Here is a 23,320-nt window from a genome sequence, read left to right as displayed (position 1 = left end):
GGGCGCGCCTTCTGATCTATGCCTCGATCGGTCTGTCAATGGCCCTAATCTTGATCTTGGCAGTTTCAGTCTACGTAAATTGGATCAGCCGTTCAGAAGCCATACTCTTTATTTCAGGAACAATCCGAGATACACTTATGGTCATTCTCGGACTCTGCCTGGGTTTAGTAATAAACGGTGATGGACATGAGTGAAACACCAGACGAAATTGAAGACGAGAAGATTGAATCGCTGCTACACCAGTATGTTGGAACAAAAGAATGGGGAGAAGAGACAATTGAGGTGGCCTATTATCGAATAGATGAAATATGTGATGATGCTGGGCTTCCTGATGAAGTAAATCAAGTTGCAAAAGCAATATATCAAAGATCGTTAGATGAGCGGGTTATCCAGAGACATAGGTTATGTGACTTAACTTGTGGCGCCGTCTATGCGGCTTGTCGAACACAAAACCAAGCCTATTCTGCAAGAGAGCTCGCGAGGAGCGGTGAAATTGGAGAAAAACCTCTCAAAAAGGCCTTTTCAGATTTAGTTAATACTTTGAATCTAAAAGCAGGTCCAGTAGACCCACGGAACTATGTTCCAAGATATTGTGAAGAGTTGATATTAAGTGAGAAAGTAGAAGAAAGAGCGGTTGAAATACTGGATGTATGTGAGGAACATGGAGCATATTCTGGGAAATCACCGACTGCTTTTGCAGCCGCAGCGATCTATCTCGCCTGCCTTCTAGAAAACGAGAAGAAAACACAGCAAGAAGTAGCCGATGTCTGTAAATCTGGTGTGAAAACCATTCGAAATAGATACCGTGAACAACTCGAACTCTTGGCCGGAGAAGACCTTGATTATTAGCTATCGCCACCTACTTTCAACGCTTGTCCTATACCGTAATGTGAGAACTGATGTATTTGCAACATCTTGAATTGTCCTTGGATCATATTCACTTCTTGCCTCTTGAATATTCTTCTCGCTTTCAAGCAAATGAGTGAGTGCAGCATCAATTACAACAGACATTGGTGGATCGTCGTGTTCGTCCTGAGCGACGATTGTGCTGGCGCGGTCAAGTTTTCGTTGCCGTTCATCGGTGAGTTTTAGACTGGTTCGCTTAGTCATGGTTTAAGCAAATGTATGCATGGGGGATTGATTCGCGTCCAATTCCGGTGAGTGACTGGTCCATTTTTTAACTAGGTGGGTTCGGAGGACGGCATGATCAGCACAGCGGCCGGTCGGAGAATTCTCGATTCTATGCACCTCGCAAGCCCATTGTCTATGACGGGGTGCATACATCGAGGTCTCCCGATATATCTGAGCGCAACCCTGTGGGGTCGGATCTGAAGACCCCATTCCAGCGGTTTCAGTCACGGCTCGATCTCCTCGACTAATTCGACCGACCACTTCCCGTCCTCGAGGTGGCGAATGTGGAGGAAGTGATCGCCATCGATCTGCCCATCGTCGTCAAGCAGCCCCTCGAGGCGAAGATCGTCTTTCGGAAGGGCGAGGCCGGCGGAATCGGAATCCAACTGGCGGAGTTTGTTCAGCGCCATACCCCGGCGGGCAACCCGATGTGTGTTAAATCTGGTGACTGTTGGGTATCCCAAGGGATTCCTCAGTTTTTCCCTGCCCTGGGTGCGACGCCACTGCGCATTATGGCTCTTTCAGGCCTGACTGACGCTGTACCAACTAACGTCCGGCGGAAAGACGGAATCGACTTGATAGACAGCCTGCTCGCCCCGTTGTTCGTGGCGGCGACGTTCGTCGTCTCGGGATTGGGGACGATCGGCATCGACGACCCGTTCGACTGGTACATGAGTGATGCGATCTACTCAGCCCACGGCACCGAGTTCACCTGGGCGTTCGTCATCACGATGATCGTCATCGCGACCGCCTGGGTCTCGAACGATCAGACCTCGCTCGACGACTACACCGACGAGGAACTGGCTGTGATGTTGGCGATGTTCATCTTGAACATCCTCGCGGCGCTGGTGCCCGCGGTCAACATCGCGCTCGCGTCGTACTGGTGGCTGGGACTGTTTACGATCATGCTCAACGGCGCCGGCTTCTACCTGCTGGCCTACCGCTGAACGGAGGAGATAGGACATGGAACACCAATCTTCAGAGAGTACTGCCAACGAACTACTCGAATCGGATGCGAGTCGCCGTACCGTTCTGGCCGGACTCGGTGCTGCCGGCACCTCGATCGCCGGCACGGCGCCAGTCGCTGCGGCCGCCGAGGATGGAAACACCACGAATAGCAGTGACGACAGCGAAGACGAGGAAGACGACGACACGATCGACGCGGTCGACGTTGCGACTGCGGGAGCGATCGCCGGCTCGCCAGCTGGTGCAGCCGGATACGCCGCCTATCAAGCGGCGACCTGGGTAGCTGGTTATTTCGGAACCTCCGAACAGAGCGAATACCAGGAACTGAATCGGCTCGGTCACTGGGCCGAAGTCTATCAGACGGCACTTCGGAACCGTGCCGCGTCGCTCACCACGACCACGCTCGGCCAGGATGTCGGTGAGATGTCGCGCCTCCAGTGGACGATCGAAGCCACGCAGGAGGCGCTGGTCGCCGCTGAAGACGGTGCCAGCCGTCAGGAGGCGATCGACCAGGGCGTCGAGTACGTCGAGGAAGGACTCGCCGGCGTCGAGCAAAATCTCATCGACGAAGGCCACGTCCACATCCTCGATTTCGTCAACGCTCTCAAAGACGCCGAAATCCTCGAAGAGTTGGAACCGCACGAGCTACTCAAGTATACAGGCGACCTCAGCGCGGACGATCCGAATTACGATTATGTTCTGGAAGAGGGCTCTGTCGAGGAAGCAGGAACTGTCGAGTACGAACTGCTAAACGGCGAGACGATCACCCACACGCTCTATCAGTTCACCGAAGACTACTATCCGCAAAACGACGGGAGTGGACCCGGTGCGGGTGACAATCTGGTGTTGAATGTCTCTGGACTCGGAGGTGCTGAAATCGTCTCCGACGTGAGCCCTGCGGCCGAAAATTGGGAAACTGCTGGGTTCCGCGTTCCCGACTGGCCGCAAGACGAGTACGACCAACTCAGCGAAGAGCGCCAGGAGGACATCGAGCCCCCGTCGATCAACGAGCGGTGGGACGACCCAGTGTTGCTGCACCTTGGGCTGTGGGCGGAGGCGATCGAGGAGATCCGCACCGTCGTTGACGACGTGACCGCTGAGATCGAGGCGTTCCTCGACGAGGCGTATGAGGATATCGTCAACGGCGATCGTGACGCGGCGGACTTCTTCACGCCCTCGATGTTCGCCGCCTCGTCGCCCGAGAACTCGACGTACGCTTTCTCCGGGGCAGCGCTCTCAACGATGGGCATGTCGCTGCCCGAGGAGACGGTGACGGTCGAAACCGAACTGCCGGTCGGCGAGGACGGCGCGTACGAATCCGTCGAGCTATCTGGCACCCTTACCGCACGGCCACATCCTTCAGGCGGGTTCAGCGTCGGGCAGACGATCGATCCAGCCGACCTCGAGTCGAGGTTCTATATGAGCTATCACGTCGAGGACGAGGGGGAGGTACAGTCGGATATCGTCGAACTCCGGCAGCCGTTCACGATCACCGACGCGAAAGAAGTCGATCCGGAAACGGGCGAGGTGACCGATGTCGAGGAACTCACCTACACCGAAACGTCGACCTCCGAAAGTCCAGCTGACTACGATGCGCTCATCGAGTCGATGGAAGAGCTATCCCAATTCGAGCGCGACCTCGAGACCGAACAGCAGGAAGTCGTCGTCGAACTCGAGGACGAGCGGAACGGGCTGTCGCTTCCCGGCAACCCGTTCGATTTCGAATCGGGGAACTCGATGCTCGGACTCGCGATCATCGCAGGTGTTCTCTTGGTCGTCGTCAGCCTCGTAACCGATCTCGTTCCGTTCCTGGGTGACTGACCATGCGGCGGCTTCTTTTTTGTGTCCTCGTCGTAGCGGCGGCGCTGGCGATGGGCATGGGCGGAACGGCTGTCGCACAGGACAGTAACGAAACCGCAGCCGACGGTTCCGAGATCGAATTCGGCGACGATCTCCGTATCCTCGAGTACGACCTCAAGGACGGGGAAGCGCGGATCACCTTCGAGGCGGAGCAACCGAAGACGGTCGTCGTTTCGGACGGACTTGCTGGGGTCGACCAAGACGGTGCGGTACAGGTCCCCGAACAGGAATACGACCTCACCCGCGGGAGGACCCCGATCACGATGGACGTCCGCGAGTACCAGGGCGGCTCGATGGTCAGCGTTTCCGCTGACGGTCTCGCGGTCCGGCTCTCGAGCGAGTTCGATGACGAGCCAAAGGACCCGCTGCAGTACTTCGGTGGCCTCTCCGGGCTGTTCACCGGGATTGGGATGTCTGTCGGTCTCGCGGGCACAGCAGCAATGTACGTGCTTCGACGCGAGGACTCCGGGGTGATTCAAGCATGAGCGAGACCAGCGCCACCTTCGGCGGCTGGGCCGATCGACTCACGTATATCCTGGCACAGGGCCAGCTCGTCGCGCTCGGTGTCCTATTCTCGCTGGGCGTGGCGCTGTTTCTCTGGCAGCCGTCGCTCCCGAGTGTCCCGCCCATCACACAAGGGATACTAGCGGCGCTGCTCCTGTTCGGGCCGCCGCTGTTCGGGCTGTTCGTGACCGGTGTACGGAAACTTCGAGAACGGCGTATGATCCCGGTTCACCACATCAATGGCGTCACGGACACCCGCGAGAAGTACTACGTTGAACCGAAGGTGTGGGATGAGAAGACGGTCGAGGGACCGTCCCCGTACAACGTCAACGACGGTTCGGCGTTCGAAGTTCGGGAGTTCGATTGGCACGACGACACCGAAACGCTGGTTGTACGTGGTTGCTACTTCAGCCAGCTCGCCGACTCGAAACTCGTCACAGTCCAGGCCATGCTCGAGGACATCCACAGCGACCTCGTCGAAGAGTACCTCGCAGCGAATCGGCTCCGCGGGAGGATCTCGAAGATGGGGCTCCAGATTCAGAAAGACGTCGTCAACGAGGAAGCCGAAGCCGACGAGCGCGGGCTGATGAATCCCCGCACGACGGTGAAGAAACGGTTCGAATCGGCTCGCGAAGACGCCGAACAGAACGCCACGGACGGCATTCAGGACATCAACGGATTTGTCGAGGACTACGCCGACGAGCACGGCATCGAGACGGCGAGCGGCCCGCCCATGACGCAGGAACAGGCAGCAGAGCAAGCAGCGACCGACGGGGGCCGCGAGCAATGAGGGCGATCGGCTTCGAGGCGATCCGGTCGGCGCTCCCCGAGGCGGCGATCGAGGCGCTGGGTGTCGCGACGCACCTGGGCGACTACTCGGCCGTCGTGCTCGTCGGGATGATCGGTGTCGCCGTGCTCGAGGAGCAGGGCGACCGAGTGCCATTCGCCGTCGTCGTGCTCGGCGGGATTGGACTGGCGACCGTCGCGAAGATGGCCTTCGGACTGCCCCGACCGCCCGGCGCGGGCGTCGGCGGCTACGGCTTCCCGAGCGGCCACGCGCTCGGTTCGACGGTCGTGTATGGCCTGCTGGCGAACCGAATCGGGACGTGCCGCGCGGTGATCGGCGCGGCGGTGGTCGTCGCGATCGTTGCGACCTCGCGGATCGCGATCGGCGTGCACTACCCGGCCGACGTGCTCGCTGGCGTGGGCATGGGCGCGGCGTATCTCGTCCTCGCGCTATCCGCGCTCGAGGAGTGGCCGCAGCCGGAGCGAGAGGTATCGAATGACCGACTAGCGACTGACGGAGGGACTGATCGATGAGCGACGAGCAAGACAACTACACGGTCGGCGGCTTTCGCGAGTACCAGGCGAACAACCTCGAGCGTGATCCCGACGAAGTGCTCCCGCACTCGGGATTCGTCCGGGACGAGCAGGTCGATCGGCAGCTGGCCATGCGGGCGATCCATCACGACGTGGATCGTTGGGATGGGAAAGCTGCGAAGGACTACATGGCCGTCGGCAAGAACCGCGACATTCTGCGGGCCGAAGGCAGCGCGACCGCCCGCAACGCCCTCGAGAACGGCGATACGCTGACACTGAAACACTACATCGGCGATCCCTCGCAGCAGGCCGACCTTGCGGGGATCAAAGCGGTCACGCGGTTGCAGGAGATCGTCGCCGGCCCCGCGCCGGTGATCGTCGTCCTCGGCGAGATGGGTGCGGGCAAGACTGACTTTGCTGGGCTGTTGGGCCAACTGCGCGAGCGGTGGGTCGACGGCGACCTCCTGGTCGGGTCGAATATCCGGACGCTCGACCGACTCGACGACTGGGTGCGCGACGACGGCACCGTTGAGGACGGCTGGATTCCACACTACCCGCTACTCGAGGAATGGGCGACACAAGACGGTGACCCGGTCGAGAATCCCCAGCAGCCGAAGCTGTTCATCGGCGACGAGTTCTCGACGAACGCCAGCGGGACCGGCGCAGACGGTCACAAGGTTCGCCAGAAGATGGGGCCGCTCGTATTCAAGATCCGCAAGTACGGCGGTGCGCTCATCTATATCGGGCACGACGAATCGTCGATTCATCCGCTCCTCTGGCGCGTCGGCACGATTATCAAGAAGAAATCGAAGAAGCAAGCCGTCGTCGCAGACCGGGTTTCCGGCGGGAAGCTCGTCGACGTTGATCCTCGCCCGCTCGAGGGCATCCCGCCGACGGACTGGAACTTCCACACGCAGGACGAAGCCGATTGGGCGTGGGAAGCGCCCGAAGGCGACGATAAGGAAGGCGAGGCGATCGCCGAGGAAGACGTGAAGCGAGTCGCCGCCTGGACGATGGAAGAGTGCCGTCGACAGGGAATGTCCGCGCGCGAAACCGCCGAATTCGTCCCCTACAGCCACGCTACCGTCTCGAACTGGTGGAAGGAAATCGACGACGGCGGCGAAAAGGCCGACTGGGTTAACATCGTCGAGCAGGTGATTGCATGAGGGCGTCGGGGTGTCAACCCGTAAAGCGAAACTGCCCCGGGTTTACTACAGCCCATCGGCGGTCCCGGTCGCTCCCGATCGGGAGCGACACGACCGATGGGCGGGCGGGTCGCAGGCAGCGGAGGAGTATATATAGCGGCGCGCAACGCGCGTGGTCCGCGTGAACCGCTCGAAGCGCGCCAACCACTTCGGCACGATCTGCGAAAAGCGGATGGCCCGGAAGCGGCGGTTCGATCTCGAGCGCGCCAGCTGGCACGATGCTCGATTTGGGAACGGAACGCCCGTCGAAATCAAGAGCACCATGCTCGAGCATTCGAATGGCCAACCGGGGAACTTCAAGATATATCGGGAATATCACAAGAAATTACGGCGGCATGAGGGATGGTACTGTTTTGCCGTCTACCGACCCCACGGTCGCTCGGGGCTAACAATTGTCAGGGACAAGATGGTTCGTGCGTGTGATCTCCCGCTGCTTCGGTGGCACGGAGGCGGTGATCACCGAGGGACCAAGCAGGGAAAGATTTCAATCAGCGACGTGTTCTGAGCTAGCTGCCGTTTCTATTGAGATGCCGCTTCAATGAGGTGGGAAAGACCCAAGGACGATTCACAAATAAGCTGTTTTCAATGAAGGTTACACGTTGGAAGGTTAACGGGTACAAAAGCTTCGCACCAACAGAAAGCCGAGAAGAGAGCACAGCTACAGAATTTGAACCCGGTGAACTCGCTATTCTGATCGGGAAGAATAATACCGGCAAGTCAAATCTTCTCGACTCCTTCCAAGACTATGCAAAAATATTTGCAGATGAACGCCCCCACCGGTGGCACCGTGATAACGCGTTTAACCAAAATACCGATGTCCCGATAGAATTCAATATAGAGTTCATTCTTGAAGGTGATGAGCATGAAGCAATCCTTTCTGAACTACAGGATGAAGAGTCACTTCCCCAAGAGATTGTAAAGGAGTTCTTGTCTGAGGGACACTTCAAGAAGATCCGGCATTCATTCGCTTTACAAGAAAGGGACATTCATTGGGAGGAGTTAGAAACGAATTTTGAGGAAGGCTGGATTCAGATTGCAGCGGCAGAAAATCGAAATATCCGCTACTCACCAACTGAGTGCCAAGTTCTTCAGTTTGAAAGACTACCTAACGTAAAATATCAGAGAAAAAGCATTAATCGCCAAGGGATTGGGGCAATATTCCCTAACCCATATCGACGTCTAATCCGAAACGAGACCCAAACGTGGGAAACTATTGAGGCATTCCGTGAACCACAGAACCAACAGACTGCCGGAAGAGAGGAAGATTTAGAATCAAACGGGAGTAATCTCGTCCAAGTCGTAAATACCCTCTACAACAATCACAGGCCGCTATTCAACCAGTTCCGGGAACGGTATGTCTCAATCATGGAAGGGGTCACAGACGTTTCTACGCCCTACATAAGTGGTAATGATATAACGATACGAATTCACGAAGACGAGAAAACATACGACTTAAAGGATATTTCAGCTGGTTCCAAGGAGATCTTGACACTGATCGCAGGGATAGTTAGTTCCCAGAACGATACCAGCCTACTTCTTGTCGAGGAACCGGAGCTTCATGTTCATCCAGGAGCTGAACAGGAAATTTTCGAGCTGATACAGGATATCTGCCGGGAAGCAGGTATCCAGGTCATTGTTTCTACTCACTCTGAGGTCTTCGTAAACCGAAGTGAGGCAAGCAGTATTGCCCGAATTGAACGCGATGAGTCAACCACAATTCGAAGCGTGTCAGAAGGGGATATCTCCGAGGAATTAACGGATCTAGGTTACAATAAAAGTGGGTTGCTCCAATCGAATGCGGTTGTCTTTGTTGAAGGCCGGTCAGACAAACGGGTTTTAACGGCGTTCTGCCGAAAGCTAAACCTAGATCCTGATGAGAATGGGATCGCATTCGTAGAGTTAGAAGGGAAAGAAAATTTGAAGCGGGACGGCCGCTCTCTGGTGAAACTGCTGTATTCGTTTGATATTCCGTATCTGTTCGTTGTTGATTCAGATGACCAGACTCCGGAGGAAGCAGTCGGAGAATTACTGGATGAGATTAATCGTTCCGATGGTAAAGGATGGTGGGAGACTTCGCCAGAGAATTTCTATGCTTGGCCCGATTATTCCTTGGAATCGTATCTTTTAGATCCGGATGTCGTGGCCCGAGCAGACGAGTTCAATATGAGTCCTTCGGATGTAAAGAAGATCATCTCGGAACATGAGGACGTGGACGACAAGGCCGAAGTGCTTGAGAGGATTTACCGGGAAGAGTATGATGTCTCTGAAAGTGAAACCGCGTACAGCAAGGATCGTGACGGCATGTATATTGCAAACCGGATGAATGAAAACGAAGTTCCAGGTGATGTCCGGGAAGTGGTCGAAAAGATCGGAGGGCTTGTCGGCCAATCCTTAGAATAGGACATAAACAGTGTCCAGGCAATCTCTTGGCGCTGTTCGTGAGTGAGATCCTCGCGCTCGAAGCCTAGCGTGCACCTGCGACGAGTCGGGGTACGTCTTCACAAACCGAGATAACTGCTTTCGTCCTGTTACAGTCGTAGAAGTCGGCTGCTTGCTCGATCACATCCTCGCGGTAGGTGTAGTTGCTGTCGGTTCGAATTTGCATATTCGTACACACGACCCAGGAAATCCTAGTTTTTCGACTCACTGGATCAGACCATACAGTCCACGGCGAGGTATTTCTATCACTCTACCAGAGTAGTCAACGGGATCGTCACGGCGATCGCCGAGCAATATGCATACAGCGCTGCCTAACTCGTGTGCATATTCAGGAAATGGATTCTGTCGAGGTGCAGCCCCAGGCGGTCAGGTTCTACCAGTGGTTTCTTAGTGTGACAATTCAAGGTCATGCGTATCATGAGTCAGGCGACGCTGTCGAAGCGGCCGTACACCAATTCAAATCTCTTTTCCGGGTACTATCTTGACGAACGAATCGAAGATCGCGAGGAGTGGGACTGCGATGCCGCCGCAAGCGAGGCTCTCGAAGACCTGCAAGAACTGTGGGACCTCGAGTCGGGACTGGTCGACGGCTACAAGGAAGACCCGTTGATCGACAACTGGATCGACGAGGTCCTCGAGATTCTGGGGTTCGGAACGAACGTCGAGACGACGCTGCCCGAGGGCGGGGGGTATGTCGACGTGTTGCTGTTCGAGGACACCGAGGCACGCCGTGACGCGGCGGAGGTCTACCTGAGTACTGAGGACACGACCGACCTGTTCGACCGCGGGGTGGGACTGGTTGAGGCGAAGCAGTGGGACGCTGATTTCACGACTCGCTTCAGCGATCAGCGACCATACCGCAACGCTTCCCACCAGATCAAACACTACCTCGAGCGGACGCCTGAACGGATCCAGTGGGGGATCCTGACCAACGGCCGCAAGTGGCGGCTCTACGGGACGAAGGATTACGAGACCCAGACCTACTACGAGATCGACCTGCCGGAACTGCTCGAGCAAGACGACCTCGAGGCGTTCAAGTACTTCTACCTGTTCTTCCGGCCGGAAGCCTTCCGCGAGTCGGGCGGGACGACTTTTCTCGATTCAGTCCGCTCAGAGAGCGAGACGGTCGCTCAAGAGTTGGGGGAAGACCTACAGGACAACGTCTTCACCGCGTTGCGAGTGTTGGGTCGGGGCTTCGCCGAGACGAACGACCTCGCGATCGAGCCCGAGGACGACGACGCGCTCGCGGAGCTGAAAGAGCAGTCGCTCGTCTTGCTATACCGGTTGATGTTCGTCCTCTACGCCGAATCGCGCGGGCTGATCCACCCCGAAGGCGGGGACGCCGTTACGGAGTACGAGGAGAACTTTAGCCTCAACGAACTCCGGCTCGAGATCCACGAGGAGATCGGCGAGGTCGACGAGGGATTCGACGACGCCTATAGCGAACACTCCACGACGATGTGGAGTCGGCTCGAGGACCTGTTCCGGTTGATCGACGAAGGCGAGGAATCGCTGGGGATTCCGCCGTACAATGGTGGACTGTTCAATCGGGACGAACACGACTTTTTGGCTGACCACGAGGTCAGCAACCGCTATCTTGCGGAGGTCATCTACCGAATTTCGACAACCGAGAACGACGAGGGCCGGTACGTGCTGGCCGACTACGCCGACCTCGACACGCGGCATCTTGGCAGCGTCTACGAGGGACTGCTCGAGCATCAGTTCCGGATCGCTCCCGAGACGTACGCGGCGGTCGCGGAAGACGGCGGGCAGGTCTGGAAGCCTGCCACGGAGGTGTCGGTCGCGGAGGCGGTCGAAACTGTCGACGAGGGCGGGCTCTACGTCGTCAACGACGAGGGCGAGCGCAAGGCCACGGGGGCTTACTACACGCCGGACTACGTGGTGACCTACATCGTCGAGGAGACGGTCGGGCCGCTGGTCGACGAGATCAAGGCCGACCTCACAGAGCAGGGCTTCGAGCCCGGCACCCACGAGTATCTGGGTGCGTTCTACCGGCGGGTGACGGACCTGAAGCTGCTGGATCCGGCGATGGGCAGCGGGCACTTCCTCACGCGGGCGACGGAGTACCTGGCCCAGCAGGTCATGGAAGAGGTACGCGAACTCGAGGAGGCGACGGCCTTCGACGAGCAGCGGGTGCGCCGGGACGTGGCCAAGGAGTGTATCTACGGCGTCGACCTGAACGGGATGGCGGTCGAACTCGCGAAGCTCTCGATGTGGCTCGAGACGCTCGCCGCGGATCAGCCGCTAGCCTTCCTCGATCACCACCTCAAGGCGGGCAACTCGCTGGTCGGCTCGGACGTGACCGAGGTGCTCTCGAGCGACGCGGCCGAGGGCGACGGGCAGTTGACGCTGCAGCAGGCGCTGGCGCGGGTCCGCCAGGACACGCTGGAACACGTCATGGAGCGTATGCAGGAGCTGCTCGAGATCGACAATGAGTCGCTCGAGGACGTCAAGTCGATGGAGGAGATCTACGACGAGGTGCGGACCGACCCGTTCTACCAGCGGCTGTTCGAGGTGGCAAACGTCCACACCGCCGAGCAGTTCGATCTAGACGTGCCCGAGGGGGCCTACGAGCGGCTGGCCCGGGCGATCGACGACGACGAGGCGTGGGCCGAGGTGGCCGAAGAGCCGTGGTTCCAGACAGCGCAGGCGATGAGCGGCGACGAGTCCTTCTTCCACTGGGAGTTGGAGTACCCCGAGGTGTTCTTCGATGACGATGGGGAGAAGCGGGCAGATGCTGGGTTCGATGCGGTGATTGGGAACCCACCATGGGTCGACGTAAAGGGGTTACGGGAGCCCGAAGTCCTCTTTGAGCTATTTAATACCAGTTTCAACAGAGTGAACATTTATGCTGCGTTTATTGAGCGATCGACAACGCTGTTGGGCCCTGATTCGGTATTTGGATTTATCACTCCAAACTCCTATCTGACTCAAAGTTCGTATCAACCGCTGCGAGAGCATATTTTGGAGAACCACAGTATCGAGACGATTGTCCGTCTTCCCGATGGAATCTTTTCAAATGTTACAATGGAGACGGCGATTCTACTCACACAGATGAGTCAAAACGGCAGCAATATTGTTAACACGATAAACTTCCCTCGTGATGCTGAAATTTCCGATATTCCGGGACCAGCTGCCGATGTATATGAAACAGACATCAGCCGGTGGAAAGAGACCGACGATCTCATCTTCGACATATTCACATCCGAATCCGAACGGCAAGTAATACAGCAGATCGAGGCCATAGATGGTACGATCGGCGATGAGTTCGAATCATGTTTGGGACTCACCCCATACGATAAACATCAGGGACACACCGAAGAGCAAATTGAAAACCGGGTCTTTCATTCAGATGAGAAGGAAACAGAGCAGCACTATCCTATCACGACGGGGAAAGGGATTAATCGATATCGATTGACATGGAAGGGAGGAGAATGGATAAAATATGGAGACTGGTTGGGTTCAGAACGGGAGAAGCGGTTCTTTACTAAACCTCGTTGTGTCATTCGTCAGATTGTTTCGACAGAAGGTCGCGGCATTTACGCCGCCTATTCGGATACTGAACTCTTCCACACGCAGGTAGGATTCGTGCTGCTCCCGAAAGGAGATGAGAACGCCGAAGAACGAGCCAGGTCACTCACGGCGATTATCAATTCGAAACTGATGACGTTCTACCATCGTAAGCGGTTCCTCGATGAAAACAAAGACACATTCCAGAAGATCCTGATTCAAGACGCTGTGGAGTTCCCACTTCCTTCGGAATACCACCATTCGGATTTGGTTGAGAATGCAGAGAAAATGGAACGACTTGCCACGGATTACGATGCCCTCAACCTCAGTTTGCTCGACCATCTTGGGTCTTACTCCCAAGGTCAAACCCTCTCCAGCATCGGCCTCGCACAGCCCCCAGAGGGAGCGGCCGACTCCCTCCTCACCGATACTGCCGAGGATCGCGAGAAACTCCGAGTTGGAAACTGTGAGATCGTCCGCGAATCCCCAACCTCCCTCGAGATCCGACTCACCGCCCGCTACAAACCCGAAGACGAGGACGAGTACGAAACTGACCAGTGGGGCTACACCGAAACCGAACCCCTACCGGCCCTGCGGATCTCGGACCTCTCCGAAACCGAGGCCGACCTGATTGAGGCGTTCGTCCCCGTGGCCGTCGACGAGGCTGGCGGCTTCGCGAACTTTCGCGAAACCGCCACCAAGAACAACTCGCTCGTCGACCGCCTCCGGAAACTCACTCTCCCCGCCATCGACGATGTCCGCGACGGCCTCGAGAGCTACCTCGAGACCAAGGCACGCGCCGATGAACTTGACGAGAAGATTGAGCGGACGGATGAATTGATCGACGAGATCGTGTACGAGTTGTACGGACTGACTGACGAAGAGATCGAGATTATTGAAGACGCTATTGAGGGAGAGTAGTAACGCTATCGGGCACTGGTGAATCTTTAAAATTATCAGAGATAGTATAATCACAGAACCCTCGTTTCATGTGCTTCAACTGGAAATCATGCGGAAGCGGGGGCTGGGCGCTGTAATTTTTTGGCGCTGTCGCCTTGGCGACACCCGCCAAGGGGCGTTTCGCGCGCAGCGCGAAACTGCCCCGCAGGCGAGCCGGCGTGATCGCGCCGGCGGCACCTCCCTCGAGGTCGAAACTACAACCAGAATTGACTGACAGTCGCTATTACACAAGCAAAGTTGCTGAAAACAGGTGTCAGGAGAGTGTTGCCACTCACGAGGGCGGTTCTACCAGTCGGCGAGCGAACCCACGCGGTGGCTGTCGCGGCCGCCTTCAGGTGTCCGCCAGACCATCGACACCTTGCTGAACGGAACTACGTCGTTCCCTGAGTGCCGCCAGGCGTCGATCGCTTCCTGTGCGACCGCACGAGCGTTCTCGAAGCTATCGTGCTTCAGCAGCGAGAGAATCGCGTCGATTCGGAGTCGCTTCGGATTCCCATGCTCGTCGAATTCGATCTCGGCACCATTCTCGGCCAACCACTGCTGGAACGGTGACGACTCGGCAATGTGATCGGCCAGGCCCATTACGTGCTGAATTCGATCGGCAAAGCTCTCGATGGCGTACTCAGCGGACTCGACGAGTGCGCGCAACTCCTCCTGGTACTTCCGTGCCCGGAACGAAATCTCGCCCTGGTCGAGCTCGAGGATGTCGCCAAGATCTTCGATCGCGCGGTAGATCGTCGCCGGGTGCTTGCCCAACTCGTCTGCGAGTTCGTCGACGTTCCCACCGCCGTCGGTCGCGACCGTCTCGGTCACCTCGCGGGCGGTCTCGCCCATGTCCCGCAGCGTCGTCATCAACAAGTGGTCCGTCTTCGCCTCAAGGCGCGGTGTCGGATCTTCGTAGAGTTCTACCTGCTCGTCTCGAGCGACGGCGTCGAAGTGATCGTCCGGTACGTACACGTCGTTCCCGTCGGGACTGAGCGGGATGTCTTCCCAGTGAAGTGCGTTCAACAGCGTCTCCTCAATCTGCTGGGTCACCTCGTGGCGATCAGCCCATGCCCATGCCTCGCCGTCGTTATTCGACTTGTTCACCAGCACCTCCACCTTCGGATGGTACGACGGATGATCTTTCGAGACCGCGTCCGGGTCGGCCAGCTGGTAGATCTCGAACTTCCGTCCGTAGGTGTGGCCCGGCAGTAGCTTCGCAGCCGACGTAGGATCGAGCATCAGCCGGTTCTGGTGGTTGATCACTTCCTCGTTGTCGAGATGCAGTTCCGCCTTCACTCCCTCGAGGTCGGAGAGAAAGTGAACCACCTTCTGTAGGACACCGGCCGACGCGAGCTTTTCGGCCCACTGTCGACGGATACGGACGTACCGCTCGTATGCCCACATCCGACTCGCCGGGTGCGGGTCTGTCCGGAAGTACTCCGGATGCACGCGCTCTTCGGCGTGCTCGAAGATCGCTGCGAAGAACTCCGGCAGCAACTCGAGACCGTGGTCGGGCTCGATGTTACTGACGTGGAACTCGACGTCGACGCCGTCGACCTCGCCGACCTGATTCTCCCAGGGGAGATTCACCGGCTCGCCGGTCTCCCAGTGGCGCATGTTCGGGAACCGCGGCGAGATATTGTACGAGGCCTTTCGCTCGCCACGTCCACGACCGCGGATATCCCACTCGTAGAGCCGCTCGGCGTTGATTCCGTCCGACAGTCGCGGCGCGAACCCCGACTTGCTGTAACTGACCTCGAGGTGCCAGGGCTCCCCGTCGATCTCGATGTCCAGCTCCAGGTATCCCTCGAACGGTGGGCCGAGCATCACCGACGACAGTGCATCGTACGGACCGCGGCCCCAGTCGGGCCATTTCCAGCGCCCCTCACTCTCGTGAGGCGTTGTCTCGACTTGCGTCATCGCCGACCCTCCTGATCGACTAACTCGTCACCGTCACCCGCTGCTGGGTCCCGCGGCTCACGACCGCAGGCTATCAGGTCCGTCACGGGCTATCGCCTCCGGTCCTCCTCGGAGTCAGCCCGACCGACGAGGTCGGCCCCGCACTCCGAACAGCGGTAGACCGTCGCGCTCTCGGCGTCGCAGACCGGACACTCCCTCATCGGTCTGAGCCACCCCCTTGTAATCGTGAATGATCGATTCCCGCGTCTACTGAGTGCCCACCGTCTGCGACTACGTCGACGAGCGTCGTCTGTTCGTTTTCCTCGCGGAAAGCCGCCCGCCGCTGCAGGTAGGCCTCGCGGGCCTCGGACTCGGAGTCAATAGCGATCCACTCACGCCCCAACTGCTCCGCTGCGATGGCAGCCGGCGCGGTTCCTGCGCACGGCACGACAACTGTCTCACCAGGCTCAGTCAGGCCCTCGATCCATGCGCGATACGGGCCGATCGGCTTTACGCTCCCCCAGCCGTAGGGGTAGCCGTCCTCGACACGCCGCGGGTGGCGTGCAACCTGACGGGCACTCGCGGTCGTCCGGCGATCCGTCTCGCCCTTGTGGGCAAAGATGACAGGGTAGCCGCCGTTTGAGAGATACTGGCCGGGTGTGCTGGTGTCGGGATCGCCACCTACGTCGACGTAGGTTACCCCACCGCGGCGACGGTAGCCGCCGCCCTCATACCACGCACTCACATCGCCGAACTCCTCGCGGATGTACGTCTCCAACCGTGGTGCAAGCCAGTCGTCGGCGTCGGCGATCAGCCAACCACCGTCCTGCAGAGCGTCCCAGGCTACGTCGACGATCTCTGCAGTCGTCTCGAAGTCGTGGGTCGGGTACTCGACGCCGAACGCGCCTTGCCGACCAGGCCGCGCCCAGGCGTCGTCGAGACATACCACTGCAGCGGACTCGTCGAGCGAGCGCAGCTCGGCCAGCGCGTCACCGACTCGGTAGCGCTCAGTACCGTCCTCAGACATCGACCTCACCCCCGTGCCGACCGGGCGACGTTTCCGGGTCCGGTATCTCGACGTCTTTTCCAGCAGCGGACCCACGGGTCAACCGAGCGTAAGTATCGCACTCGGGACAGCGGTGAACGCGGTCACTTTCATCACCGAAGACGCGACCGAACCGGTCGGTGACGAACGAATCACAATGAAGACATGTCGATTGTCCGGCCGACGGCCACGGTGCGACCGTCACGCCAACCACCCCCGATTTCCTTCGCTGTAATCGTGGGACGGCGTCCGGGCGAATCCCGCACCGGCAATCACTCGATTCTGAGAGGGGGTTTGTACGCTAAATCGACTATTGCATAATTCCGCATTAGCCGCTACAACAGCGACTATCGGGACAATTCGAAACCGTGCAAAACGTGAGTGGACTCGCCGGGATTTGAACCCGGGGCCTCTTCCTTGCGAAGGAAGCGATCTGCCACTGATCTACGAGCCCTCGCCCCTTTCTAACTCGGGTTTCTATTTGTACCTTGTGTTTCGTCACAGTTTCGTGAATGCCACGCACAGCCTCGTTGCTCGCCGCCGGAGGCTTCTGTGACTCAGGACTCCGCCGCCAGCCGCTGCAATCGCCGGATCCGCGCCGCCGTCGACGGATGCGTCCGGAACGGTCCCGTCCCCTGCTCCTCGAGCGCGGGCGGGAGAATATCCAACGCAACCATCGCCCCCTCCCACTCCCGTAGGTCCGTTTCGGGAACCTGTCTGGCGTCGGTCAGCGTCTCGAGCGCGCTGGCGAGCGCCGCGGGCGATGCGAGCGCGGCGGCGCCGGCGTCGGCGTGCCACTCCCGGCCCCGCGAGAGGACGGCGACGCCGAACTGGCCGTAGCGTTTCAGCGCGCGGAAGACCGCGTTCCAGAACAGATCGCCCGGATCGCTCGCGTCGGGGTCGATCCAGGCGTCGGCGATGATCACCGGCACGATCGCGGCCGCCACGATCCGACTGTCGAGGTTCGCGAGGTGGCTGACTTCGTGGGCCAACACGGCCTCGAGTTCGTCGTCCGCGAGGCGTTCGCACAGCCCCGTCGAGACCACGACGACGGCCGAGTCGCCGCTGCCGAGGGTGAACGACTCCGGCCGGTCGGCGTCAGTGACGTACACGTCGGGCGCGGGTACGCTCGCGAGCTGCGCGAGTCGCCGGACGGTGGCCTCGAGTTCCGGGTCGGCCTCCGCGGCGGGAACGCTATCGTCGACCAGTTGCGCCCGCAGGTCGCGGACCTCCCGCCGCGCGCCGGCGACCAGCAGCACGACGACGAGCGGGCCGCTCAGGCCGAGTCCGAGCAGGACCCGCTGGATCGGTGAGAGTACGGCAACGATCGCCGACGTCACCGCAGCACTGCCTTCGACGACCGCGAGGTACAGACAGCCGAGCACCGCCGCCGTCGCGACCAACGACGCTGCAGTCGGCTGGAACAGGTGCTCGACGGGCGTATAGCGGGTGAGCAGGGGCCACCAGTTGATGACGACCACCAGGGCGAGCGCGGCGAGAAGCGCCGCGACCGGCGCCGAGACGCCCACCACGTCGCTGATTCCGGGGAAGCTCGCGACGGCCTCGAGTCCGGTGGCGATCCAGTCCCAGACGGCGAGTCCCAACAGTCCCCCGCAGAGACCGCCGATCAGCGCGACGACGATCGACAGCGTCGCGAGGACGCCGACGGCGACGCCCATCCGTACCAGCAACGAACACCGAAGCCGGAGGTCGTTCATCGAATCCAACCTGTTGGCTACCGACACAGAAAACGCGCAAAAACCTTCCGCCATCACTGGTCGGCGTCAATAGCGGCACCGACCCCCGCTCGAGACGCGGTACTCGAGTTCCTCGCGCTCACACCGTCGGGCCATTCCCTGCTCGAGACCCGACCTGCAGCACGCGGAGTCGGCCGGCGACCAGCCCGACCAGGAAGCCGGCGAAGTGCGCCAGCAGGGCGACGCCCGGTGCGGCGGTCGCCAGCGTGACCGCGACGGCGAGCCCGAGGAAGACCAGCGCCGAGACCCAGTCGGGAACGTCGACGAACGAGGCCAGTCCGGTCGAGAGTCGGTTCGAGGCGATCAGATAGCCCAGCAGCGCGAAGACGGCGCCGCTGGCGCCGAGGACGGGCCGGACTGCGAACCAGTCCCCGACGAACGGCAGTCCGGCGAACGCGCCGCTGAGGACGATCTGCGAAACGCCGGCGATCGCGCCCGTCACGGCGAAGAAGACGTGAAAGCGGAGGCGCGTCGTCGCTCGCGCGACCGGCCAGCCGAAGACGACCAGCGCGACACTGTTCGAAACTAGGTGACCGAGCCCGCCGTGCGCGTAGACGCTCGTGACGATCGTCCACGGGTTCGTCGTCAGGGGCGGCGCGAGGACGAACAACCCGGCCATCACGCCGACGCCGATCAGCGCCGTCACCGTCTGGAGTACAAACACGAGGACGAAAATCCCCAGCAGTTCGACGATGGGACTGCTCGAGCCCGACGGTGGCCCGTCCGTCGCATCGGGCGCGAGCCCCGATCGGGAGTCGGCGCGGGATCGCGAACGCGGTCGATTCGCCATACCGAGTACTGGGACGGGACGCACCAAAAGTCCCCGCGGCGGTATTCAGTTGTGCTACGACTCGAGGGACAAGTGCTGATTCGAGTCATCTCCTGTCCTCGAGATGCGGCCTCGAGACGCGTCTCGAGCAACACACGATGGACGCGCCGCTCGACGGGATCGAAAAATAACGCGATGAAAGTGAATGAACTGCAACCCGGAGCCGAACGCGAATCGCGATCGGCTCTCGGTCTCGATCCGGAGTGCCTCGAGTCCGTTAGTCTTCGAGGACGATCTCGATCGAGACGTCGTTCGGCACCTGGATGCGCATGAGCTGTCGGAGTGCGCGTTCGTCGGCGTCCAGATCGATCAGGCGCTTGTGGACGCGCATCTCCCAGTGCTCCCACGTCGCGGTGCCCTCGCCGTCAGGCGACTTCCGGGTCGGCACCTCGAGGGTCTTTGTCGGCAGCGGGATCGGACCGCTCAGGTTGACGCCGGTGTTGTTCGCGATCTCGCGGACGTCGTCGCAGATGTCGTCGAGGTCGTCGGGACTCGTGCCCGCGAGTCGAACGCGTGCCTGCTGCATTTATTACTTCTCGTTGACCTCGAGGACCTTGCCGGCCGCGATGGTCTGACCCATGTCGCGGATGGCGAAGCTCCCGAGTTCGGGGATCTCACTGGACGGCTCGATGCTGAGCGGCTTCTGCGGTCGGATGGTGACGACCGCGGCGTCGCCCGACTGGATGAAGTCGGGGTTCTCCTCGGCGACTTCGCCGCTCGAGGGGTCCATCTTCTTGTCGATGGACTCGATCGTACAGGCGACCTGAGCCGTGTGAGCGTGGAAGACCGGCGTGTAGCCCGCCGTGATCACGGACGGGTGCTGCATGACGACGATCTGTGCCTGGAAGGTCTCGGCGACGGACGGCGGGTCGTCTGCGGGACCGCAGACGTCACCGCGGCGGATGTCGTCCTTGCCGATGCCGCGGACGTTGAACCCGACGTTGTCACCGGGCTCGGCCTTCGGCACTTCCTCGTGGTGCATCTCGATCGTCTTGACCTCGCCGCCCACGTCGCTGGGCTGGAAGGAGACGTCGTCGCCGGTCTGCATGACACCGGTCTCGATACGTCCGACGGGGACGGTACCGATACCCGAGATGGTGTAGACGTCCTGAATCGGGAGTCGGAGCGGCGCGTCCGTCGGCGGCTCCGGCTCGGGCAGGTCGTTCAGGGCCTCGAGCAGGATTTCGCCGTCGTACCACGGCGTGTTGTCCGAGCGCTCGGCGATGTTGTCGCCCTCGAACGCCGAGATCGGGATGAACGAGGCGTCGTCGGTGTTGAACTGGACCTGCTGGAGCAGCTGGTTGACCTCTTCGACGACCTCGTTGTACGTCGACTCCTCGTAGTCGACGACGTCCATCTTGTTGATGCCGATGATGAGCTCGTCGATACCGAGGGTACGAGCCAGGAAGACGTGCTCCTGGGTCTGGGGCGCGACACCGTCGTCAGCGGCGACGACGAGGACGGCGTTGTCCGCCTGGGATGCGCCCGTGATCATGTTCTTGACGAAGTCGCGGTGACCAGGACAGTCGACGATGGTGAAGTCGTACTCGTCGGTGGAGAACTCCTGGTGGGCGATGTCGATGGTGACACCGCGTTCGCGCTCTTCGGCGAGGTTGTCCATGACGTAGGCGAACTCGAAGCCGCCCTTGCCCTTCTCTTCGGCTTCCTCGCGGTGCTGTTCGATGACGTGCTCGGGTACGCTCCCCGTCTCGTAGAGGAGTCGTCCCACGAGCGTACTCTTCCCGTGGTCCACGTGGCCGATGATGGCCAGGTTCTGGTGTCGTTCGCTCATTGTTTTAGCTCACGCGCAGAGGCGCTTATATCGGTCTCTTTCGCTCGTTGCGGTTAAAACCATTTCGAAAGCGTATTCAGTCGATCCCGACGCCTGCTTGCGGTTTGTGTCACATCCACACGCGATCGCGGCGCGATCGAAGTGGTAGGTGCCGGGATCACAGCAACCAGCAGTAGGGCTCGAAACGGGAAGACGTTGGCGGATTTCCGTTTCTAACCGCAGCGAGAAGGTTCAGTTGAACGAGTGGTGTCCGAACCGGTCCGTGTTCGCGGTCGAAGCGAACGAGAATTACAGTTCGGGGAGCCGGCCGACGTCCGAGAGCACCGCAGTTGCCGTCTCGGGTCCGCCGGCACCGCGACCGCTCGAGTGCAGGGAGCCGGCGTTCTTGGTTTCGATCTGGACGATGTTTCGCGTGCCCGTGACCGCGAGGGGGCCATTCTCGGGGACCAGTCGCGGAGCCACGCGGACGCCCTCACGGGTCGCTTCGCCGATGAGCCGGATGGTGCGACCGTCCTCAGCCGCGAGGTCGAGCGCGCTGCCGGGGATGTTCTGGATGCCCGTGACGTCGGCGTCCTCGAGCGCGAAGCCGCCGTCGGCCAGCACGTTCGCGAGGATGACGAACTTCAGGGCGGCGTCGGTGCCGTCGACGTCGAAGGTCGGATCAGCTTCAGCAACCCCCAGATCCTGGGCTTCCGCGAGGACGTGCTCGTAGTCCAGTCCTTCCGCGGCCATGCGCGTGAGGATGAAGTTCGCGGTGCCGTTGAGGACGCCCCGAACGGCGGTCACGGCCTGGGGCGTCTCGTCTTCGATCGTCGACAGCACCGGAATCGCGCCGCCGACGGTCGCCTCGAAGCGGACCGAGCCGGCGCTGTCGGCCTCGAGCGCCTGCAGTTCCTCGTAGCGTTCGGCGACCGGACCCTTGTTCGCGAGAACGACGTGCCGGTCCGCCTCGAGGGCGCGTTCGACGTGCGAGAAGCCGGGCTCGGCGTCACCGAGCGTCGTCGGCGTCGCCTCGACGAGGACGTCGTAGTCGGTCTCGAAGACGGCCTCCGGATCGGCGGTGCCGACGGACTCGCCGCCGACCTTCCGCTCGAGGGCCGCTTCGACGTCGATTCCGTCGGGGTCGACGACGGCAGTACTGGAGTCTGCGAGCGCGACGACTTCGTGGCCGTACTCGCCGGCGAGGTCCGCGACCGAGCGGCCCACGTCGCCGGCGCCGAGAATTGCGAGTTTCTGTCCCATCAGGCGTCACCTCCGAGCAGCGGTTCGACGACGGTCAGTTCCTTGTCCGTGCCGATCGTGCGGATCTGCGCGAGCGTTTCCTCGGCCTCGCCGGAGTCGATGGCGAGCCGCAGGCGCGCGCTCGAGATGTTTTCCGTTCCTTCGGGTGCGGACAGCGAGAGGTCGAGCACGGCGGCGCTGGTCTCTTCCTGAATGCGATTTAGGGTGTGCGAGAGGTCGGTATCGACGAGGTGGCCGACCAGCACGACGTTGATCTCCTCGCCGTAGCGATCCGCGCCGGCCTGGATGACGTTCACGCCGGCGTCGCGTAGCGCCTCGACGATGTCCTCGAATCGGTCGGGCGGGCACTCGAGGTCGACCTCGACGGGGATGTGCCCGCGCGGTGTGATATTCCCGCGCTCGTGGTGAATACTCAGGAGGTTGCCGCCGTTTTCTGCGATCGGGGAGAGGGCGCGAAGCAACTCTCCGGGCTCGTCGACGAGCTCGAGGCGAACGGTGTAGGCCTGTACGCCACCGTCGGTCTCGGGGTCGTCCCCCTCCTCGTCGTCCTCGGAGACGACTGGCTCATCGACCATCGTTCTCACCTCCGGCACCGGCTTGCGGACGTCCACACGTCGTCATGGTGTACGACTCCGTAATTGTGGCGTAAAAGGATATAGGCATTCCCAAAACTCACCGACCCTGTCAACGTGGCACGCGGTGCCGCACGCCCGGTCACGAGTCTCGAGAATGAACGGCGAACGGTCGTCTCGAGGGGGTTGTCGAGAAAACACAGTCGGCTGGAGTAAGTCAGTCGGCTGGACTCCGGTTTGTCCGAACCCCGGACGCTCGGGTGTGCGGCTACGCGCGTATGAG

At 60.2% G+C, this 23,320-nt stretch carries 21 protein-coding genes, 1 tRNA gene and 1 pseudogene; 10 read left to right on the top strand and 13 right to left on the bottom strand.

The features are described from left to right. Positions 1–186 precede the first annotated feature (186 nt). A complete protein-coding gene (locus tag ATJ93_RS11505; protein WP_170155559.1) occupies positions 187–849 on the top strand; it encodes a transcription initiation factor IIB family protein in 663 nt (220 codons plus the stop codon). Here the strand turns inward: ATJ93_RS11505 and ATJ93_RS24540 are convergent, their stop codons facing one another. Both ATJ93_RS24540 and ATJ93_RS11495 read right to left on the bottom strand, forming a co-directional pair. Further along, positions 850–1,110, bottom strand: coding sequence for a DUF7386 family protein (locus ATJ93_RS24540; protein ID WP_120244769.1), 261 nt, complete (start codon positions 1,108–1,110; stop codon positions 850–852). 245 nt (positions 1,111–1,355) lie between these two features. Further along, positions 1,356–1,541, bottom strand: coding sequence for a hypothetical protein (locus ATJ93_RS11495; protein ID WP_120244768.1), 186 nt, complete (start codon positions 1,539–1,541; stop codon positions 1,356–1,358). 102 nt (positions 1,542–1,643) lie between these two features. Between ATJ93_RS11495 and ATJ93_RS11490 the strand changes: the two genes are divergently transcribed. The 8 genes from ATJ93_RS11490 to ATJ93_RS11455 all read left to right on the top strand — a co-directional run bounded on the left by ATJ93_RS11490 (position 1,644) and on the right by ATJ93_RS11455 (position 9,386). Next, positions 1,644–2,078 carry a hypothetical protein gene (locus ATJ93_RS11490; RefSeq protein WP_120244767.1) on the top strand — a complete coding sequence of 145 codons (435 nt, stop codon included), beginning with the start codon at positions 1,644–1,646 and terminating at the stop codon, positions 2,076–2,078. 16 nt (positions 2,079–2,094) lie between these two features. Next, on the top strand, positions 2,095–3,918 hold the full coding sequence (locus ATJ93_RS11485) for a hypothetical protein (protein ID WP_120244766.1): 1,824 nt from the start codon (positions 2,095–2,097) through the stop codon (positions 3,916–3,918). 2 nt (positions 3,919–3,920) lie between these two features. After that, positions 3,921–4,442 (top strand): hypothetical protein, encoded by a 522-nt coding sequence (locus ATJ93_RS11480; RefSeq protein ID WP_120244765.1) that lies wholly within the window; start codon positions 3,921–3,923, stop codon positions 4,440–4,442. Further along, the gene (locus ATJ93_RS11475) at positions 4,439–5,251 is read left to right on the top strand and encodes a hypothetical protein (protein ID WP_120244764.1); all 813 of its coding nucleotides are present in this window, start codon (positions 4,439–4,441) and stop codon (positions 5,249–5,251) included. Before ATJ93_RS11480 ends, ATJ93_RS11475 begins: the two co-directional genes overlap by 4 nt. Next, complete coding sequence (locus tag ATJ93_RS11470; protein WP_120244763.1) at positions 5,248–5,781, top strand: phosphatase PAP2 family protein; 534 nt, start codon at positions 5,248–5,250, stop codon at positions 5,779–5,781. Before ATJ93_RS11475 ends, ATJ93_RS11470 begins: the two co-directional genes overlap by 4 nt. Continuing rightward, complete coding sequence (locus tag ATJ93_RS11465; protein WP_120244762.1) at positions 5,778–6,947, top strand: P-loop NTPase family protein; 1,170 nt, start codon at positions 5,778–5,780, stop codon at positions 6,945–6,947. Before ATJ93_RS11470 ends, ATJ93_RS11465 begins: the two co-directional genes overlap by 4 nt. Positions 6,948–7,107: 160 nt before the next feature. Further along, positions 7,108–7,491: a hypothetical protein gene (locus ATJ93_RS24030; protein ID WP_120245259.1), complete on the top strand. Its 384-nt coding sequence runs from the start codon at positions 7,108–7,110 to the stop codon at positions 7,489–7,491. Between the two features lie 80 nt (positions 7,492–7,571). After that, a complete protein-coding gene (locus ATJ93_RS11455) occupies positions 7,572–9,386 on the top strand; it encodes an ATP-dependent nuclease (RefSeq protein ID WP_120244761.1) in 1,815 nt (604 codons plus the stop codon). A gap of 8 nt (positions 9,387–9,394) precedes the next feature. Here ATJ93_RS11455 and ATJ93_RS11450 read toward each other — a convergent pair. Then, positions 9,395–9,591, bottom strand: a pseudogene (locus tag ATJ93_RS11450) (DUF7692 domain-containing protein); the annotation flags it as partial. Between the two features lie 251 nt (positions 9,592–9,842). Here ATJ93_RS11450 and ATJ93_RS11445 point away from each other — a divergent pair. Beyond that, positions 9,843–13,877, top strand: coding sequence for an Eco57I restriction-modification methylase domain-containing protein (locus ATJ93_RS11445; protein ID WP_120245258.1), 4,035 nt, complete (start codon positions 9,843–9,845; stop codon positions 13,875–13,877). Between the two features lie 324 nt (positions 13,878–14,201). Here ATJ93_RS11445 and ATJ93_RS11440 read toward each other — a convergent pair whose 3' ends face one another. From ATJ93_RS11440 to ATJ93_RS11395, 10 genes are all read right to left on the bottom strand, one after another. Continuing rightward, the gene (locus ATJ93_RS11440) at positions 14,202–15,821 is read right to left on the bottom strand and encodes a DUF7845 domain-containing protein (protein WP_120244760.1); all 1,620 of its coding nucleotides are present in this window, start codon (positions 15,819–15,821) and stop codon (positions 14,202–14,204) included. A 196-nt stretch (positions 15,822–16,017) separates the two neighbouring features. Next, positions 16,018–16,827 (bottom strand): hypothetical protein, encoded by an 810-nt coding sequence (locus ATJ93_RS11435; protein WP_211334046.1) that lies wholly within the window; start codon positions 16,825–16,827, stop codon positions 16,018–16,020. Then, complete coding sequence (locus tag ATJ93_RS24025; protein ID WP_120244759.1) at positions 16,820–17,059, bottom strand: DUF7563 family protein; 240 nt, start codon at positions 17,057–17,059, stop codon at positions 16,820–16,822. The genes ATJ93_RS11435 and ATJ93_RS24025 overlap by 8 nt, the downstream gene beginning before the upstream one ends. A gap of 168 nt (positions 17,060–17,227) precedes the next feature. After that, a tRNA-Ala gene (locus ATJ93_RS11425) sits at positions 17,228–17,299 on the bottom strand. A 103-nt stretch (positions 17,300–17,402) separates the two neighbouring features. Then, positions 17,403–18,563 (bottom strand): M48 family metallopeptidase, encoded by a 1,161-nt coding sequence (locus ATJ93_RS11420; protein WP_120244758.1) that lies wholly within the window; start codon positions 18,561–18,563, stop codon positions 17,403–17,405. 118 nt (positions 18,564–18,681) lie between these two features. Continuing rightward, the gene (locus ATJ93_RS11415) at positions 18,682–19,392 is read right to left on the bottom strand and encodes a rhomboid family intramembrane serine protease (RefSeq protein ID WP_120244757.1); all 711 of its coding nucleotides are present in this window, start codon (positions 19,390–19,392) and stop codon (positions 18,682–18,684) included. A gap of 256 nt (positions 19,393–19,648) precedes the next feature. Further along, positions 19,649–19,957 (bottom strand): 30S ribosomal protein S10, encoded by a 309-nt coding sequence (rpsJ, locus tag ATJ93_RS11410; RefSeq protein ID WP_004215311.1) that lies wholly within the window; start codon positions 19,955–19,957, stop codon positions 19,649–19,651. A gap of 3 nt (positions 19,958–19,960) precedes the next feature. Beyond that, positions 19,961–21,223, bottom strand: a complete 1,263-nt coding sequence (gene tuf, locus ATJ93_RS11405) for a translation elongation factor EF-1 subunit alpha (RefSeq protein WP_120244756.1) — start codon at positions 21,221–21,223, stop codon at positions 19,961–19,963. 288 nt (positions 21,224–21,511) lie between these two features. Beyond that, on the bottom strand, positions 21,512–22,465 hold the full coding sequence (locus ATJ93_RS11400) for a homoserine dehydrogenase (RefSeq protein ID WP_120244755.1): 954 nt from the start codon (positions 22,463–22,465) through the stop codon (positions 21,512–21,514). Continuing rightward, on the bottom strand, positions 22,465–23,040 hold the full coding sequence (locus ATJ93_RS11395; RefSeq protein ID WP_120245257.1) for an amino acid-binding protein: 576 nt from the start codon (positions 23,038–23,040) through the stop codon (positions 22,465–22,467). Before ATJ93_RS11395 ends, ATJ93_RS11400 begins: the two co-directional genes overlap by 1 nt. Positions 23,041–23,320 lie beyond the last annotated feature (280 nt).

Origin of the sequence: Halopiger aswanensis (assembly GCF_003610195.1) — an archaeon.
Classification (GTDB): domain Archaea; phylum Halobacteriota; class Halobacteria; order Halobacteriales; family Natrialbaceae; genus Halopiger; species Halopiger aswanensis.
Note: the sequence above shows the minus strand (reverse complement) of the source record. Positions and strands in the feature narration are given on the sequence as shown.